We start from the raw sequence: 15048 nt of genomic DNA on the forward strand, positions 1-15048 counted from the left end.
GGGCGCGCTGCCGTGTCCGTCGTCGTCCGCTGGCGCATGAGCTCACACTACGACGCCGCTCGGGCACCGTTCGGACGTTGCACACCCGGACGAAGCGCCCGGAGATGATGCCCTGGAGCAGTTCCGGGGCATGGTGTCCGTGCCCCTTTCGGGAGCGCCGGCATTGTCCGCCAGCACCCCTGTGTTCCACGACACACAGCGGTTAGATTGGCTCCATGACGACATCCGTCGGCACAGCCGACACCACCGCCCTGTTCATGCTCCACGGATGCCTCCGCTCCACCCCCGGGAACGGACACGCGCTCGCGGGCATCCTGGCCGAGAACGACGCCGCCGAGCCCATGCCCGGTTGCCGCCTCTACCTCGTGGCCACCGATCCCGAGGATCCTGATGCCGTGTGGGTCACCGAGGTCTGGGACACCGAGGAGGACCATCAGGCGTCCCTGCAGATCCCGGCCGTCCAGGAACGGATCCAGCGGGCCTTACCGATCATCGACCGTGAGGGCATGACCAGCCACCGGCTGCAAGCCGTGGCGGGCATCCCGCGCTGACCCGGCGCCACCATCACATCGTCAACCCACCACTCACCGAGATCGCCTGGCCCGTGATGTAGGCCGTCCCCGGGCAGAGCAGGAAGTGGATCGTGGCCGCGACCTCCTCGGGGGTGCCGAGCCTGCGCGCGGGGATGCCCCGCGTCATCCCGGAGAAGACCTTCCCCGTGAGGCCCTGGGCGTCCGCGAGCTCGCGGTACATCGCGGTGTCCGTGGGACCCGGGCACACGGTGTTGACCGTCATGGGTACCACGGCGTTCTCGCGCGCCACGGAGCGCACCATGCCCAGCACACCCGCCCGCGCGGCCGACGACACCGCGTCCCCGAACGAGCCCGCCTTGGCACTGTCCGACGACACCACGACCAAGCTCGCCCGCCGACCCGCGGCTCCCCCCGCACGCAGATGCGGCAGGACATGGCGAGCCACGGTGAGCACCCCGAGCCGCTCCACGGTCACGATCTCGCGGGTCCATTCCTCAGTGGTCTCGTGCAGCGGCTCGGCGATGGCCGCCCCGATGCCCTGTCCGATGCCGGTCACGATCGCCACCCGTGCGGTGGTGCCGGTGTTGTGCTCGTTCATGGGCAATCCTCCTGGTCGTGCTGTCGATCCCGGTCAGGGTGCGTACCCGCGTCCGGCCGATTCGCGGGAAATGATGAGCTCCATGACCTGGGTGAATCCCGCGCCCCCGGGGCCGATCAGGTGCTCGCGCGGGACCAGGACGTCCTCGCAGCGCATCAGGCCGCGGCCCACCGCCTTGGTGCCGTTGATGACCCAACCGTCGTCAGTGCGCCGGGCCGTCATCCTCGGGTTGCCGGCGTCCGAGCCCGCGTGCGATTCGGAGCGGGCGATGCCCACGATGCCGCGCCCGCTCGTGATGAGCGGCACGTACTTCTCCGCCGTCTTGGGCGACGCCGACGACGCCAGGATCTGTCCTACGAGCGAGCCCACCACCTGGACGTAGCCCGCGTTGAAGTCACCGCGGGCGATCTCCTCCACGATCAGTACGAACCCACCTTGGGCCCGGACTGACCGAAGCGCGCGGTGCTCGAGGCGATCGTGAGATCGCACGGCACGTGCAGCACGTGCCCGCCACCGATCGCGAGTCCGTTGACCGCCGCGATCACCGGCTTGGGGATGTCACGGATGACCTTGTGCAGGTTCCCGATCTCGACCATCCCCGACGGCGACGGACCATAGTCGCCGATCTCGGCGCGCTGCTTCACGTCCCCGCCCGTGCAGAAGGCCTTCTCGCCCGCACCGGTCAGGATGACGGATTGCACAGCCCGGTCCGCCCCGGCGAGCCGGAGTGCGGTGATGAGCTCGTACACCGTCTGCGACCGGAACGCGTTGTAGCGCTGGGGTCATCATGGTGGTCACGGCCGCGGCGCCGCGGATCTCGTACAGGATGTCCTCGAACTCGTGCTCAGCGGTCATGACGCGTCTCCTCATCTCTGGTGGATTCCGGGGCGGATTCTCGGCTGGGTCCAGGAGCGGGCTCCTGGACGGATTCTGGGACGGCCCTCCGAGCGGACTTCCGGGCCTCCCCTGAGGCCGGTCCTCGGGCGCGACGGCGCTCGCCCGCTCCACCGGGTCCTCGTCCGCCGCGGCCACAGCGGCCGGGACCCGTTCGGTGAGTTCGTCCAGCACCGCACCGGCCGCACGCAGCAGCTGGTTCCGGCGGGCCTCCTTGCGGGCGCGACGGGCCGCTCCCTCCGGGGCGAGGGCCGAGGTGTCGGTAAGTGAATCAGTATTCATCACGAATAAATCTGGATCCACTTCATGGCGCGTCAAGGGTCGGAAAATGAAACCGTGCCCGGTCACCGAGCGATCGCGGCGACCACCTCAGCGGGCGATCGCCGCAAACACCGCCCCGGTGAGCTCGGCCAGATCCCGCGGGGCTAGACCCACGTCCTGCCCGCGTCGGCCACCGGAGACGTACATCCGGTCCAACCGCCGAGCGCCGTCGTCGATCACCGTGGGCAAGCGGGTGCGCTGACCCAGAGGGCTCACTCCGCCGAGCACGTAGCCAGTCAGTCGCTGGACCTCCCCGGGATCCGCCAACCGGGCCTTCTTGGCACCCAGCGCTACGGCCACCGCTTTCAGGTCCGCACTCTGCGCCACAGGCACCACGCACACCCCGAAGCCATCGTGATCCGTCTGCACCACCAGGGTCTTGAACACGCACTGCGGCGGCAGCCCCAGCGCCTCGGCCGCTTCGCGCCCGTAGGCCGTGACGCGGGGATCGTGCTCGTAACCCATGGCTTCGAATTGCACGCCAGCGCGCTCGAGGGCGAGTGTGGCGGGCGTGGCCGATGCTCGTTGTGTCTTCTTCCCCACGGGTTCCTCCCATGCCGCGTCCGTCATGTACCCGGGTCACTTCCCGGATTGCGGGGGAGCACACCCAGCCGGGTTCGGTACTGTGGGACCACGTCCACACCACGGAAGGGCCGGCGCCCCCTACCTCGAGTCTAGGTCCTCCCGCAGCGCGGACGAGAAGTCCCCCCACCACAGCCTCTCCCCCGGACGCCTCGCAGTAAGACGCCCACTCGCAGCACCCCGGACCCGCACCGGAGCACCCGCCGCAACGCCCCACAGGGCCGCCCGGTGGAACAGTCCGGCACCGTACCGAGCGAGCGTCGCCCACGCGCGGCACCGGCGGCAGTCGGCACACTCAGGATTCAGGAGGTCCGGGAAGTTGGCTACGACCCCACCCCCCGCCACGGCCCTCGCCCAGTGGTTCTCCGGCCCGTTCACCCCGCAACGGCGCCTCTTCGTCTTCCCCCATGCCGGCGCCGGGGCACTGTCCGGCCGCGATCTGCAGGCCGCGGACACCGAGGTGCTCACCCACCGCCGTCCAGGCCGGGAATCACGTATGGCCGAACCCGCTGTCGTGGACGTCCCGGAGCTCGTCGCGGAAGCGCTTGCGGCGCTGCTGCCGATCCTCGACGCGGACGAGCGGCCCACGGTCGCGCTCGGTCACTCCTTCGGTGCGCTGCTCGCCGCCGAGTTCACCGCGGCCCTGGACCGCGAGCGCCCGGGTCGGCTCGAGCGCACGGTACTCTCCGCCAAGGCCGCGCCCCCGGATCGCGATCCGCACCTCGCGTCGATCCTCGAGGACGACGCCGCTCTGGCCGCTTGGTTGCTCGAGCTCGGGGGCACCCCCGAGGAGCTGCTCACGGACCCTGGTCTGCGTGAGCTCGTCCTGGCCCCGTTGCGCGCGGATCTTCGGGCGTCGTTGAGCTACGACGCCGCCCCGCCGGACCTCGCCACGCCCCTGCTGCTCGTCCACGCACAGGAGGACCGCACGGCGTCGGCGGGGTCCATGGCGGGGTGGACGAGCACCGGGGGCACTGCCACACTCACGATCCCCGGAGGCCATCACGGGCTGTTCGATCACGCACGCGAGCTGCACGACGCGTTGCGGTCCGCTGTCGACGGCACGACGGGTGGCGCCCGATGAGCGCGCACGCGGTCGCGCACCGCCAGCCCGTGTGGGCAGCACAACGACGCCGCGTGCCCGGTGCGCCGGCGGATCTCACGCTGCACGTCCTGCACCTCGAGGATGTCTCGTCATGGGCGTTCTCCGCCGTGGACTGCCTCACGGAGGACGAACTGTCCCGGGCGTGTGCGCTGCAGGACTCCCACACCCGTGAACTGTTCGTGGTCTCACGCGTCGCTCTGCGCCACGTTCTGGCCCACCGACTCGGGTGCGCCGCCCACGAGGTCCCGATCAGCCACGACCCACGCACCGGGGCACCCCACGAGGTGCACGGTCGCGCGGCGGCGGTGACCGGGTCCCGCGGCGACGCCGGTCCCGAGCTCGCGGCGTCCTCCGCGCTGGGTCACGTTCGCCCCGTCCGGTTCTCGGTCTCGCGCACGGCCGGGGTCATCGCTCTCGTCACGGCCCAGCGTGCCGTGGGCGTGGACGTGGAGCGTCTGCAGTCCGAGGTGGAGGCGAACGTGCTGCTCGACATCCTGCACCCCGCGGACCGCGCCCGGCTTTCCCGCGTGCGCGGGCGGCGTCGTGCCGTGGCCGTGACGCGCACATGGGTGCGGGTGGAAGCGCTGGTGAAGGGCTGGCAGACGGGACTGTCCCGCGACCCCGCAAGCATCCACGTGGGATCGGCCGCACGCGCGGACTACGGCCACGGGTGGAGCGTGAGCGACGTGCGCACCACGGCGCGGGAGAACGCGCGCCTGGCCGTGGCATGGCGAACGGACCCCGCCCCGCAGGGCTGAGGTCCGTTCATTCGTCATCCGCCCCGCGGGGCAGCGGCATCACTCAGTGGCGACGCCGCGGGGTCTCCGCACGACGCCGCGGGAGCGCCTTCTTGGGCCGGATCACCGCGGCCGCCGCGCCCTTGGACGCCCGGGTCACGAACCGCTCGAGCGGACCCGCCCCCACGGCGTGCTGCCACGCCACCGCGAACAGGGCGGCCACCACAATCTGGACGATGTACCAGAACCACGGGGTGCCGTCCGTCCACACGAACGCCATGAAGATCAGGTGCGACACGTAGAGCGTCAGCGTCATGGAGCCCATGGCACCCAGCCACGTGAGCCACTTGCCGATCACGCGGCACAGCAGCAGGAACGCGCCCAGTGCGATCATAGCCATGCCCGCGCTCTCGAACAGGGCGAGCGGGGTGTTGGTGTGCGGGCCCGTGAGCAGCAACCACAGGTTCGTGGTGTCCGGCAGCTGGGGGTCCGGGCCGTAGTACTGGATGTTCCACACGTCCTCGGACGTCATCCACGGGGTCGCATTGATCAACGCGTCCTCGAGGTCGAACCGCAGCAACATGAGCATGGAGATACCGCGAGACAGGGCCGCGACCACGGCGCCCACGATCACGAGCAGCACCTGCACCCGGTCGCGGGACAGGGGCAACCGGCCCAGCGCCAGGCCCAGGCAGATGAACGTCATCCAGGGCAGCGCCGGGTAGGTGCCCGTGAGGAACAGCTCCGCGAACACGGATCCCGGGTCCGAGAAGATCTCCAAGAAGCTGGGGTTGCCGTACACGTGGGCGGGCAGCACCGACAGCGACCACTGCATCACGAACGGCATGACCACCGCGAAGAACGCGGCCGAGGCCAGCAGCCACCGCACACTCATGAGCGTGAACGGGATGGCCAGCAGGAACATCAGACCGTAGTAGATCAGGATGTTGTATACGGGCAATTCGAGCAGGTTCACCGTGAGACCGATCGCGAACAGCAGCAGGGCACGCACCAGGATGGAGAACCGCGCCCGGGAGCCGTCACGACCGTGGCGCGGGGTGCGCCCCCCGGTCATGAACGCGAGGCTCACACCGGCGAGCGTGGCGAACAGCGCGGCCGAGTGCCCGGCGAACAGGGTCCATTCGAGGGACGGTTCCCCCGCGGCGTTCGTCGCGGAGAGCACGTGCACCGCGATCATCCCGATGAGCGCGAATCCACGCGCCACGTCCACGCCCATGATGCGGCGCTTGGTGCGGCGGCCGTCCGCGCTCGTCACGTTGCGGGTGGCCGCACCCTGACGCGGTGCGGACGTGGAACGCGGCGGTGCGGTGACCACCGGGGTCGCGGCGGTCCACAGACCGCTCTCCGCCGCGGTGCAACCCTCGTCCCCGCGGTCGCCCAACCACACCTCTCGCGGTGGACGGCGCCCCGGTTGCGGGCGCTGTCCCACGGGCAGGTCACCCTCCAGGACGACTTCTTGCGTGCTCTGCTGCGTCATTCGGTGACTCCCTCATGCTTGCCGGAGGTCTTCCCCGCGGGGACGACGTCCGTGCGGACCGTGGCCATCGCGGACGATCCCGCGCTCAACTGCGGCGCCGGTGCAGCTCCGAGCAACGGTGCGGTGGACACGTGGTCCGACTCGATCGCGGGCACGACCTCGGCGCTGATCGCCTGGTCCCCCGGTGCGAGGTGACGGATGGGGTTACCGCCCCAGTTGCCGTCCGGGGGCACCGTCTCTTGCCGCATGACCAGGGACCCGGGGCCCACGGTGGTGCGCTCCTCGATCGTCGCACCCGGCAGCACGAAGCTGTTGGGGCCCAGCGTGGATCCCCGCCGCATGGTCACGGGCTCCATCCGCATGACCCGGTCGTGGAACAAGTGGGTCTGCAGGACCGTGCCGCGGTTGACGGACACGTTGTCCTCGAGGCGCACGAGGTCGAACTCGGGCAGCCACCACGACTCGCACCACACGCCGCGACCGATGTGCGCACCCATCAGGCGCGCCCACAGGTTGAACATGGGCGAACCCACGCTCAGGCGGATCATGGACGGGACCGCGAGGGACTCGGCGAACACGTCCGTGAGTTCGTTGCGCCACACGAATGAGCTGAACAGCGGCCGTTCGCTCGGTCGGAAGCGGCCCACGAGGGCCCACTTGACGAGCACCGGCACCAGGCAGGCCACGGTACTGGCGACCGTGAGCACCACACCGGACCACGCGAACGCGGCCACCACACCCGTGACACCCATCCCGTGGGACATGTAGATCTCGGTGAGGACGTACACGATGATGAGGTCCAACCAGGCCGAGACCATGGCGGGCACGAAGCGGAAGAACTCCACGAACGCACGCGCCGCCTTGAGCCGCCGTTGCGGGCGGAACGTGGACTCGGCGTCGGCCTCGGTCTTGGCGCGGGCGATCGGCTCGGCTGTGCGACCCAGCCAGGACGAACCGGCGGGTGCGTGGTGCGGGGCGGAGCTGAGCACGGCCACGAGGGCGTCCGCGGGCAGGTCCCGGTCCGGTCCCACGATCCCGGAGTTGCCCACGAAGGTGCGCTCACCGATCACGGAGGTACCCACGTGCAGCCATCCGAACCCGGCGCGGTGGGACGTGACCAGGGCGTGGTCGGCCAGGAAGGACCCGTCCTTGAGCGTGGTCAGGTGCGGGATGGTCTCCGCGGTGGAGATCTCCACGTTGCGCCCCACCTTGGCCCCAAGCAGGCGCATGAACCACGGAGTGATGCAGGACGCGTACACGGGGTAGGTGGAGATCAGGGTGCGCTGCATAAGCGTCTCGGTGAGCCACATGGCCCACCCCACGGGACCGTTCTGGGGGAAGTACCCCGGCACGATCATCCCGGCCACGAGGCGCACGAGCGCGACCACGAGCAACAACCACACCACCGCGGTCACGATGGTGAACACGGGGACCCACACCGCCACGATCGGGAAGACGAGCTCGTACTGCTGGATGGTGATCACCTGGGACAGCACGATCAGCGCCCCGGGGATCAGGGCGAGGAAGGGCAACAACCCCACGAGCACGGCGCCCGCGGAGAATGCGAGGTGCGACGTCGCCGAACCCCAGGTCTTCATGCCGCCCGTGGCTTCCGGGGACTCCTCGGGCCACGTGAGGCCGGCCGAGCCGTGGTGGCGCAGAGGGGAACCGCCCCACAGCTCGCCGTCCGGGACGTTGCGGCTGACGTGCGAGCCGGGCAGCACCTCGGCGCCGTGGCCCACGCGCATCCCGGGATCCACGAGGGTGCGGGTGCCCACGCGGGCGTTGTCACCGATCTCGATGGCGCCCACGTGGAAGACGTCCCCGTCCAGCCAGTAGCCGGACAGATCCGATTCGAACTCCAGGGTGGAGTGCTCCCCCACGCTCACGAGACCCGTGACGGGCGGGGTGTTGTAGAGGTGTGCGCCCTTACCGATCTTGTTGCCGAACAACCGGTGCAGGCCGCGGGCCATGGGGGTGCCGGTGAGGACGTCGTACTTGTTGTAGACCACGATGCGCTCGGCGGCCCACACGCGCAGGTGGTTCCAGCTCCCCCGCGGATAGTGCCCGGGTTTCAACCCCGCGGTCAGCGCGCGTACCGCGGCAGCGCCGATGAACACGCGCCCCGGCAGGGAGAACATCACGAGCCACCCCAGGACGAGCGGCCACAACGGCGGCGTGGGGACCCACCCGGCATCCGCGACCACGGCCAGCAGCCACACCACGATGAGCGCGCCCACCACGTAGCGGAACCCGTTCAGGAAGTTCAGGGCCAGGATGAACAGCCCCTGCAGCCAGCCGGTGCTCGCGGGGGTGGGCTCGGGGTCCCGCTTGACGTCGTGGGACTCCCCCAGCGTGGCCAGGTAACCGGCCATGCCCTCGAGGGTGGGGTGGGCGTAAATCTTGGCGATCTCGGTGTCCGGGTGGGTCTTGCGCAGCGCGGAGACCAACCGGGCGAGCGCCACTGAGCTGCCACCCATTGCGAAGAAATCGCTGTCCGGGCCGAACGGCAGCGGTCCGAGCTGGTCCGCCCACAGTTCCGCGAGCCACGCGAGGTCCCCGGTCAGGGACTCGGAGCCGTCGTCATTGGACGTGGGCAGCGGCCAGGGAAGGGCCTTGCGGTCCACCTTGCCGGAGGTTTTCATGGGCAGTTCGTCCATGATGCACAGCGCGGGGACCATCTGCCCCGGGAGTCGTTCCACGAGCCAACGCCGCGCCTCGGAGAGATCCACGGAGCCCTCGAACTCGGGGACCAGGTAACCCGCGATCACGCTGCCACCGCCCGGGGTGGAGTGCACGGCGCACGCGCCGAGCTTCACGCCGGGCACGGCGCTCATCTGCGTGTCGATCTCACCGAGTTCGATGCGCCGCCCCGAGACCTTGACCTGGTCGTCGGCACGGCCAGCGAAGACGATGCCCTCGGGGTCCGCGCGCACGACGTCACCCGAGCGGTACGCGCGGTCCCAGCCCAGGGATTCCAGCGGCGCGTACTTCTCGGCGTCCTTTGCGGGGTCCAGGTAGCGGCCCAGACCCACGCCGCCGATGATCAGCTCGCCGGTCTCACCCCAGCCCACGGGCTGGCCGTCGGCGTCCACGACGGCGAGTTCCCACCCGGGCACGGCCAGACCGATGCGCACTGGGGCCTCCCCGTTGAGCAGGGCGCCCGTGGCGATGACGGTGGCCTCGGTGGGTCCGTAGGTGTTCCACACCTCACGGCCCGGGCGCACCAGGTGCTTGGTCAGTTCCAGGGGGCAGGCCTCGCCGCCGAAGATCAGCAGGCGCACCCGGTCCAGTGCGGCATTGGGCCACAGGGATGCGAGCGTGGGCACGGTGGAGACCGCGGTGATCTCCTTGTCCACGATCCACTGGCCCAGGTCCGGGCCGGAGCGCACGATCTTGCGCGGTGCGGGCACCAGGGTGGCACCGTGGCGCCACGCGAGCCACATCTCCTCGCAGGACGCGTCGAAAGCCACGGACAGTCCCGCCATCACGCGGTCACCGGGGCCGAGCGGGCGGCGTTGCAGGTACATGAGGGCCTCGGCGTCCACGAGTGCCGCGGCGGAGCGGTGGGAGATCGCCACGCCCTTGGGCTTACCGGTGGACCCGGAGGTGAAGATGATCCAGGCGTCGTCGCGGGTACGCGGGGTGGCGGTCTGCTCACCCGTGGTCACGGCCGGGTTGCGGGTCAGTTCGAGCCCCTGACCGAACACGGCGGCCACGCCGGCTTCCTCCCACACGGTGCGCGCGCGTTCATCGGGGTCGTCCCAGTCCACGGGCACGTAGGCCGCGCCGGCGAACAGGGTGGCCAGGATGGCAACGTACAGGTCCACGCCGCCGGAGGGCACACGCACGCCCACACGGTCCCCGCGTCCGATGCCCATGTCCCACAACCGCTGGACGTGGGTCTCGATCCGGTCCTCGAGTTCCCCGTAGGGAACGCTCTCGTTCTCGTCTTCCAAGGCGATGGCGTCCGGGTACTGCGCGACCGTCTCGAGGACGATGTCGACGAGGGTGCGCGGTGCCGGTGGTTCCTCCACCGGGTACACGGCCCTGTCCGGCGCGAGCGCTCGGACTCCGTTCCTAAGATCTTGGCTGTCCACTGCTAGTACTCTCCCCCTTGCTAAGGACCAGTGATGCAGGGAGATGCGGACGTCGTCCTCGGTCGAGGCGCGGTGCTGCAAACGTATGGATCATGCCGATGGGTCCCCCGACCGATACGGCAGCGTGACATCCGGAAGATGCGCAATGGTGTCCAGCGAAAATATCCCCCTGCTGGCCCAGATTACGTCGCCAGAATACGACAAGCATGAACTTGGATGCAATGTACGGTGTCGGTCCCGGCATCACCCAGGTGGGGATGTCATGCTAAAGAATTACTCAACGTGACCCACCCCACGGACTTCCCCCCGTGTGCCCGTGAATCGTGTTCCGTAGATCACGTGGAATGCGTGGGTTCGTCCGCCGCGAGCAGTTCGTCCAGGATCTCGGCGTCCGGCATGTTGAAGTGGTCGCGGTGCGGCATCAGTTCCAGGCGGGTGCGTGTGAAGCCGCGCTTCTCGTAGAAGCGCTGACCCTCCGTGGCCGCCGTGACGGCGTCGAAATCGGACGCGGGATCTGAGCCGTTGTCCAGCAGACCCGTGAACCACCACATGCGCACCTCGGCCTTCTCCTGGCGGGTCGGGACCTTCGACAGCCCGTCCGGCGCGCCACCACCGCCCACCATGGCCGCACCGCCGGTCACGAGGTCCCGGGCACCGCTGAGCACCCCGTAGCTGAGCATCTCCGCGCCACCCGAGTACCCGAACCACGACACCCGGTCCCGTTGCACCGGGAGGTCCGCGAGCAGCCGGTTCTCGGTCAAAGCGCGCAACCAGCGCATGTTGGCACTCATCCCCTGCCACCACGTGCACTCGCCCTGGCAGTCGGGTGTGAGGGGCACGGCCAACAGGTCGTTGTGGGAGGCCGCGATCGCGGACAGGCACGTGGTGCGCCCACCCGGTTCGAAGTACTCCGCCCCGCCGTCCCCGTGCAGGTCGATCACGAGCCCCACGGGCTTGGAGACGTCCACCCCGCCGTCGATCACGTGGTAGGAACTCGTGGTCCCGCGGTACGTGTAGGTCTGCTCCAGGTGGCCGAGCGCCCCGGCTTGGGTCTGGTCCTGGGTGGTCGGCTGCGTGGCCAGGGTCACCGTGTGGGGGAAGGCTCGGGAGTCGTCCGCGCGCAGCCCGTACTGGGTGCAGTCGGTCGTGGGCGGCTCCGCGGACTTGAACGGGTTCACACTGATGAGGACCACGGCCGCCACCAGCACCAGCAGCAGGACCAGCACCAGAACGACACGCCACGAGGCATGTCTCGCGCCCGTCCTCGTGGGACTGGTAGGCATGGCCGGAATCGTACCCCCGCGGGCTGGGAGTTCTCGGTCTTCCACCCCGCGACACCCCTGTGGCGTGAGACGACGTCGCTCGGCCGGGTCCGCGCGACGCCCCGGCGCCGCGGCGTCGTCGTCCGCTTCAGCGCACCAGACGGGGCACGAGGCCGACGAGTGCGAGCATGACGAGCAGCTCCACGAGGGTCTGCGTGAGTACGGCGAGCGGCGCGAGGACCGTGCCGTCCGGCGCCGCGAGGGCGAGCGGCAGCACCACCAGGGAGTTGCGCGTGACCCCGCTGAAGAGCACCGCGCGGCGCTCGCGGACGCGCAGGCCGGCAAGGCGACCGGCCGCCCAGCCGAGCGCCGTCATGAGCGCTGCGAAGCTCACGTAGACGGGTACGAGCGGCAGCAGCGCTTGCGCGCGTGAACCCACGAGGGCGATCTGGGACGCGACCACGGTCGCGAGGGTGAGCATCATGAGCGGGACCATGGCACCACCGGCGAGCCGGCCCCACCGCCGGGCCACCGGGGACCGCGCTGCGGCCCACTGGGTCACTGCCGCAGCCACCAGAGGGATGACGATCACCACCGCGAGGGCCTGGGCGAATGTCCCCCAATGCACGGCCATGGCGACGTCGGGCGCCAGGAACGACCACAAATACAGGGGCAGGGTCAGCATCTGCAGGACGAGCAGCACGGGGGACGCCGCGAGCAACCGGTCGTTCGCGGCGCCCGCGAGGCCCGAGAACACGATCACGTAGTCGATGCACGGGGTGAGCAGGACCAGTAGCACCCCGATCAGCATCGGGCCCTCGATGGAGAATGCGCGGACGAGCGCGAACACGATGACCGGGACGACCGCGAAGTTGACGATCACCAGGCACGCCATGAAGCGCAGGTCGCGCAGACCTTCGCCCACGCGGCGCAGCGGGATACCCAGGAACGTCACGTACAGCAGGGCCGCGAGCACCGGGGTCACCGCGGGGGCGGCGAGGCCGCCGAGGCCCGGGGCCCACCAGCCGGCGAGCGCGCCCACCGCGAGCGCCGCGAGGTAGAGGGGTATCTGGAACCGCTCCATGAACCGGGTCATCGGGGCCCCTGCCGCGCGCCACCATGTCCGGCGCCGTCGGTGTCGTCCCGTGTCAGCGCGGTTCGGGTCAGGGCCGTGAGTCCCGACCGGAAGACGGCGTCGGTGTCCACGGGGTGCTCGGTGTGCAGGCGGGCATAGCGCGGCGCGATCTCCGCATCGACCGGGGCGGCGCGCTCGGAAGGGGCCATCGGCTGTGTCAGAGCGCTGCCGAGCGTGAAGTTGGCGAGTGTGTACGCAGCACTGAGGGGATCGGGCGCACCGAGCTCGTCCAGGAGAGCGGCGGCGGTTCGGCCGATCTCGTCCGTATCCACGGCGCGGGTGCGGTGCACGGGTTTGCGATGGTCCCAGTAATTCACGGGGTCAGCGTAAACGAACACTGTTCACCCGGCATGCGAACTAAGTTGGTTTAAGGACATGCCCGACGGTTCTGGGCTGTCCCTGCCCCTCGTCACCGAACGGCTCCGGCTACGCGCTCATACCCCCGGCGACGCCTCGTGGTTGCATCGGGTCTACGCCCAGCCGGACGTGGCCCGCTATTTGCTGGACGACCCGTGGGACGCAGCCCGCGCCGCCCGGGAGGCCGTCACACACGAACCGACATCCGATCTGGACGGTGGCACCCACACCCTCGCCCTCGTGATCGAGCGGGAGCGCATCCCGATCGGGGACGTTCTGCTGTGGCGCACCGACACGCACCCCCGGATCGCGGACGTCGGCTGGGCACTGGACCCTGCTCATGCGGGACGGGGATTCGCCGGGGAAGCCGTGGCCGAGGTGCTGCGGGGGCGTTCGAGCACTACGGCCTGCGCCGCGTGGTCACGCAGTTGGATGCCCGCAACACCGCCTCCGCCCGGCTCGCGACCGCCGTGGGGATGCGCCCCGAAGCCCACATGCGTCAGGACTGGTGGAACAAGGGCGAGTGGACGGACACGCTCGTCTTCGGGATGCCCGCCGGGGACCGCGACGCCCCTTGACATCCTCGGGTCCATCTCAGGCCTGTCCCTGCCCGGTTTCTGGCCAGCCCGGACGGGTTCGATCGACGTTCGCTGTTGACGGCCGTGCCACGCGGCGCCCGGCCATCCCGGACATACCGGGGCCCGACGTCACGCAGAGACGTTCACCGGTCGGTCACCTCGCGGTTTCCGGACGCTCGTAGGGTCTGCGGCACACCCGCCGCCGACCCGCGCGGGTCAGACCGAGGAGTACCGCCATGCACCGATGACTCGTCCCTGCGGCCGCGATCACCGTGGGGTTCGGCCTATTCACCGCGGGACCGGCCGCGGCCGCGGCGCCTGGCCCAGCTCGACCGGCGGACCGGTCACAACCTGGCCCAGTACGTCTACAAGACCGAGCCGGTGTCCGTCCCGCGGAGTTCGAGTGGCGGCGACCGCGGCGCTTCCGAGATGCTGCAATTGAGCAAGACCGATTATCTGGTGATCGAGCGTCAGTACGTCGAGGGTGAGAACCAGATCCAGGTCTACCGGGCCAGCACCAAGGGCGCCACCGATGTGTCCCGTTCGGCGGCCCTCACGGGTACGGAAATCCCGATGAAGAAGGAACTGGTCATCGACCTGGCCGTATCGGGGATGTCCCCCGAAACGTGGAGGCCGTGAGTTTCGGTCCGGATTTCGCGGACGGTGACGCATCCCTCGTGCTCGCGGCGGACGACAACTTCAACCTGGCCACCCAGGACACGGTGTTCCACCTGCTCCGGGTGAACACCCACAAATAGATGGGGAGGGTGGGTGGGGTCCACGGTGGACCCCACCCACCCTCGCTCCCATCACGCCGCGGCCCGTGAAACAGGCCGATGCGCCACGAGGCGCGTTCGTTCAGTCGCGCCCGGAGCGAAGTGCGGCGTGCAGGGCCGCGAAACCCGCTTTGATCTCGGAGCGGTGCGGCTCCACGACCCCGCGGGCCCACTCCTTGGTGGTGTCCTCCACGTCATTGCCCCTGGCCGGCATGTCCGGCTCGTCGAGGAACGGCAGGGCGACCTCGGTCAGGTCAATGAGGTCCACGTCGGCGTCGTCACCGGTTGCCAACCCGGCGACCTGGTCCGCGATCTGACGGCGTGGGCGTGGTTCGGTCAGTCGCGCACGGAGGCGGTGGCGACCACGGGCATCCCCGTCCTACCGGCCACCTTGGCCAGGACGGTCGCATTACGGCGCAGGTCCGGGACGCTCAGACCCCGACGACCTGGAACAGGCCGCCCTGGTGGTCCACCAGCAGTAGAGCGACGTCCTCGGGATCGATCATCGGGAGGGAACCGTGGAAGGTGGGAAGGGCGGGGAAATCCGTTGACACGGTGTTCTCGGGTCGCAT

General features: G+C 69.8%; 17 protein-coding genes and 1 pseudogene. 7 read left to right on the forward strand and 11 right to left on the reverse strand.

The window, feature by feature from the left end:
* Positions 1–215 precede the first annotated feature (215 nt).
* Positions 216–551 carry a putative quinol monooxygenase gene (locus RF646_RS05015; protein ID WP_206051984.1) on the forward strand — a complete coding sequence of 112 codons (336 nt, stop codon included), beginning with the start codon at positions 216–218 and terminating at the stop codon, positions 549–551.
* A gap of 13 nt (positions 552–564) precedes the next feature.
* On the opposite strand, the gene RF646_RS05020 is transcribed toward RF646_RS05015, so the two are convergent.
* The 4 genes from RF646_RS05020 to ybaK all read right to left on the reverse strand — a co-directional run bounded on the left by RF646_RS05020 (position 565) and on the right by ybaK (position 2916).
* Positions 565–1131: an SDR family NAD(P)-dependent oxidoreductase gene (locus tag RF646_RS05020; RefSeq protein WP_368835373.1), complete on the reverse strand. Its 567-nt coding sequence runs from the start codon at positions 1129–1131 to the stop codon at positions 565–567.
* Between the two features lie 33 nt (positions 1132–1164).
* The gene (locus RF646_RS05025; RefSeq protein WP_144996549.1) at positions 1165–1548 is read right to left on the reverse strand and encodes a hypothetical protein; all 384 of its coding nucleotides are present in this window, start codon (positions 1546–1548) and stop codon (positions 1165–1167) included.
* A 2-nt stretch (positions 1549–1550) separates the two neighbouring features.
* Positions 1551–1880: an enoyl-CoA hydratase-related protein gene (locus RF646_RS05030; RefSeq protein WP_260850420.1), complete on the reverse strand. Its 330-nt coding sequence runs from the start codon at positions 1878–1880 to the stop codon at positions 1551–1553.
* Positions 1881–2394: 514 nt separating this feature from the next.
* Entirely contained in the window at positions 2395–2916 is a 522-nt protein-coding gene (gene ybaK / locus RF646_RS05035; protein WP_052160699.1) for a Cys-tRNA(Pro) deacylase, read from the reverse strand.
* Positions 2917–3247: 331 nt separating this feature from the next.
* Here ybaK and RF646_RS05040 point away from each other — a divergent pair, with 331 nt between their 5' ends.
* Positions 3248–4012 (forward strand): thioesterase II family protein, encoded by a 765-nt coding sequence (locus tag RF646_RS05040; protein ID WP_368835374.1) that lies wholly within the window; start codon positions 3248–3250, stop codon positions 4010–4012.
* Positions 4009–4791 (forward strand): 4'-phosphopantetheinyl transferase superfamily protein, encoded by a 783-nt coding sequence (locus RF646_RS05045; RefSeq protein WP_131332826.1) that lies wholly within the window; start codon positions 4009–4011, stop codon positions 4789–4791. The genes RF646_RS05040 and RF646_RS05045 overlap by 4 nt, the downstream gene beginning before the upstream one ends.
* 43 nt (positions 4792–4834) lie before the next feature.
* On the opposite strand, the gene RF646_RS05050 is transcribed toward RF646_RS05045, so the two are convergent.
* The 5 genes from RF646_RS05050 to RF646_RS05070 form a co-directional block, all read right to left on the reverse strand.
* Positions 4835–6268: a DUF418 domain-containing protein gene (locus RF646_RS05050; protein ID WP_368835375.1), complete on the reverse strand. Its 1434-nt coding sequence runs from the start codon at positions 6266–6268 to the stop codon at positions 4835–4837.
* Positions 6265–10368, reverse strand: a complete 4104-nt coding sequence (locus RF646_RS05055) for a Pls/PosA family non-ribosomal peptide synthetase (protein ID WP_368835376.1) — start codon at positions 10366–10368, stop codon at positions 6265–6267. Before RF646_RS05055 ends, RF646_RS05050 begins: the two co-directional genes overlap by 4 nt.
* Before the next feature lie 335 nt (positions 10369–10703).
* Positions 10704–11651: a hypothetical protein gene (locus RF646_RS05060; protein ID WP_240505781.1), complete on the reverse strand. Its 948-nt coding sequence runs from the start codon at positions 11649–11651 to the stop codon at positions 10704–10706.
* Positions 11652–11778: 127 nt separating this feature from the next.
* On the reverse strand, positions 11779–12726 hold the full coding sequence (locus tag RF646_RS05065) for an arsenic resistance protein (protein WP_085108683.1): 948 nt from the start codon (positions 12724–12726) through the stop codon (positions 11779–11781).
* On the reverse strand, positions 12723–13082 hold the full coding sequence (locus RF646_RS05070; RefSeq protein WP_368835377.1) for a hypothetical protein: 360 nt from the start codon (positions 13080–13082) through the stop codon (positions 12723–12725). The genes RF646_RS05065 and RF646_RS05070 overlap by 4 nt, the downstream gene beginning before the upstream one ends.
* Before the next feature lie 58 nt (positions 13083–13140).
* Here RF646_RS05070 and RF646_RS05075 point away from each other — a divergent pair.
* From RF646_RS05075 to RF646_RS05090, 4 genes and pseudogenes are all read left to right on the forward strand, one after another.
* Positions 13141–13449, forward strand: a pseudogene (locus tag RF646_RS05075) (GNAT family N-acetyltransferase); the annotation flags it as partial.
* 89 nt (positions 13450–13538) lie between these two features.
* Positions 13539–13700, forward strand: coding sequence for a GNAT family N-acetyltransferase (locus tag RF646_RS05080; RefSeq protein WP_368835409.1), 162 nt, complete (start codon positions 13539–13541; stop codon positions 13698–13700).
* An 84-nt stretch (positions 13701–13784) separates the two neighbouring features.
* Positions 13785–14339 (forward strand): esterase-like activity of phytase family protein, encoded by a 555-nt coding sequence (locus tag RF646_RS05085; protein ID WP_368835407.1) that lies wholly within the window; start codon positions 13785–13787, stop codon positions 14337–14339.
* On the forward strand, positions 14336–14458 hold the full coding sequence (locus RF646_RS05090) for a hypothetical protein (protein ID WP_368835378.1): 123 nt from the start codon (positions 14336–14338) through the stop codon (positions 14456–14458). Before RF646_RS05085 ends, RF646_RS05090 begins: the two co-directional genes overlap by 4 nt.
* Before the next feature lie 100 nt (positions 14459–14558).
* Here the strand turns inward: RF646_RS05090 and RF646_RS05095 are convergent, their stop codons facing one another.
* Entirely contained in the window at positions 14559–14768 is a 210-nt protein-coding gene (locus RF646_RS05095; RefSeq protein WP_368835379.1) for a hypothetical protein, read from the reverse strand.
* 139 nt (positions 14769–14907) lie between these two features.
* The gene (locus tag RF646_RS05100) at positions 14908–15030 is read right to left on the reverse strand and encodes a hypothetical protein (protein WP_368835380.1); all 123 of its coding nucleotides are present in this window, start codon (positions 15028–15030) and stop codon (positions 14908–14910) included.
* Between the last annotated feature and the right edge of the window lie 18 nt (positions 15031–15048).

It is taken from the genome of Kocuria sp. CPCC 205261, assembly GCF_040981025.1.
In the GTDB taxonomy this organism is placed as follows: Bacteria; Actinomycetota; Actinomycetes; order Actinomycetales; family Micrococcaceae; genus Kocuria; species Kocuria marina.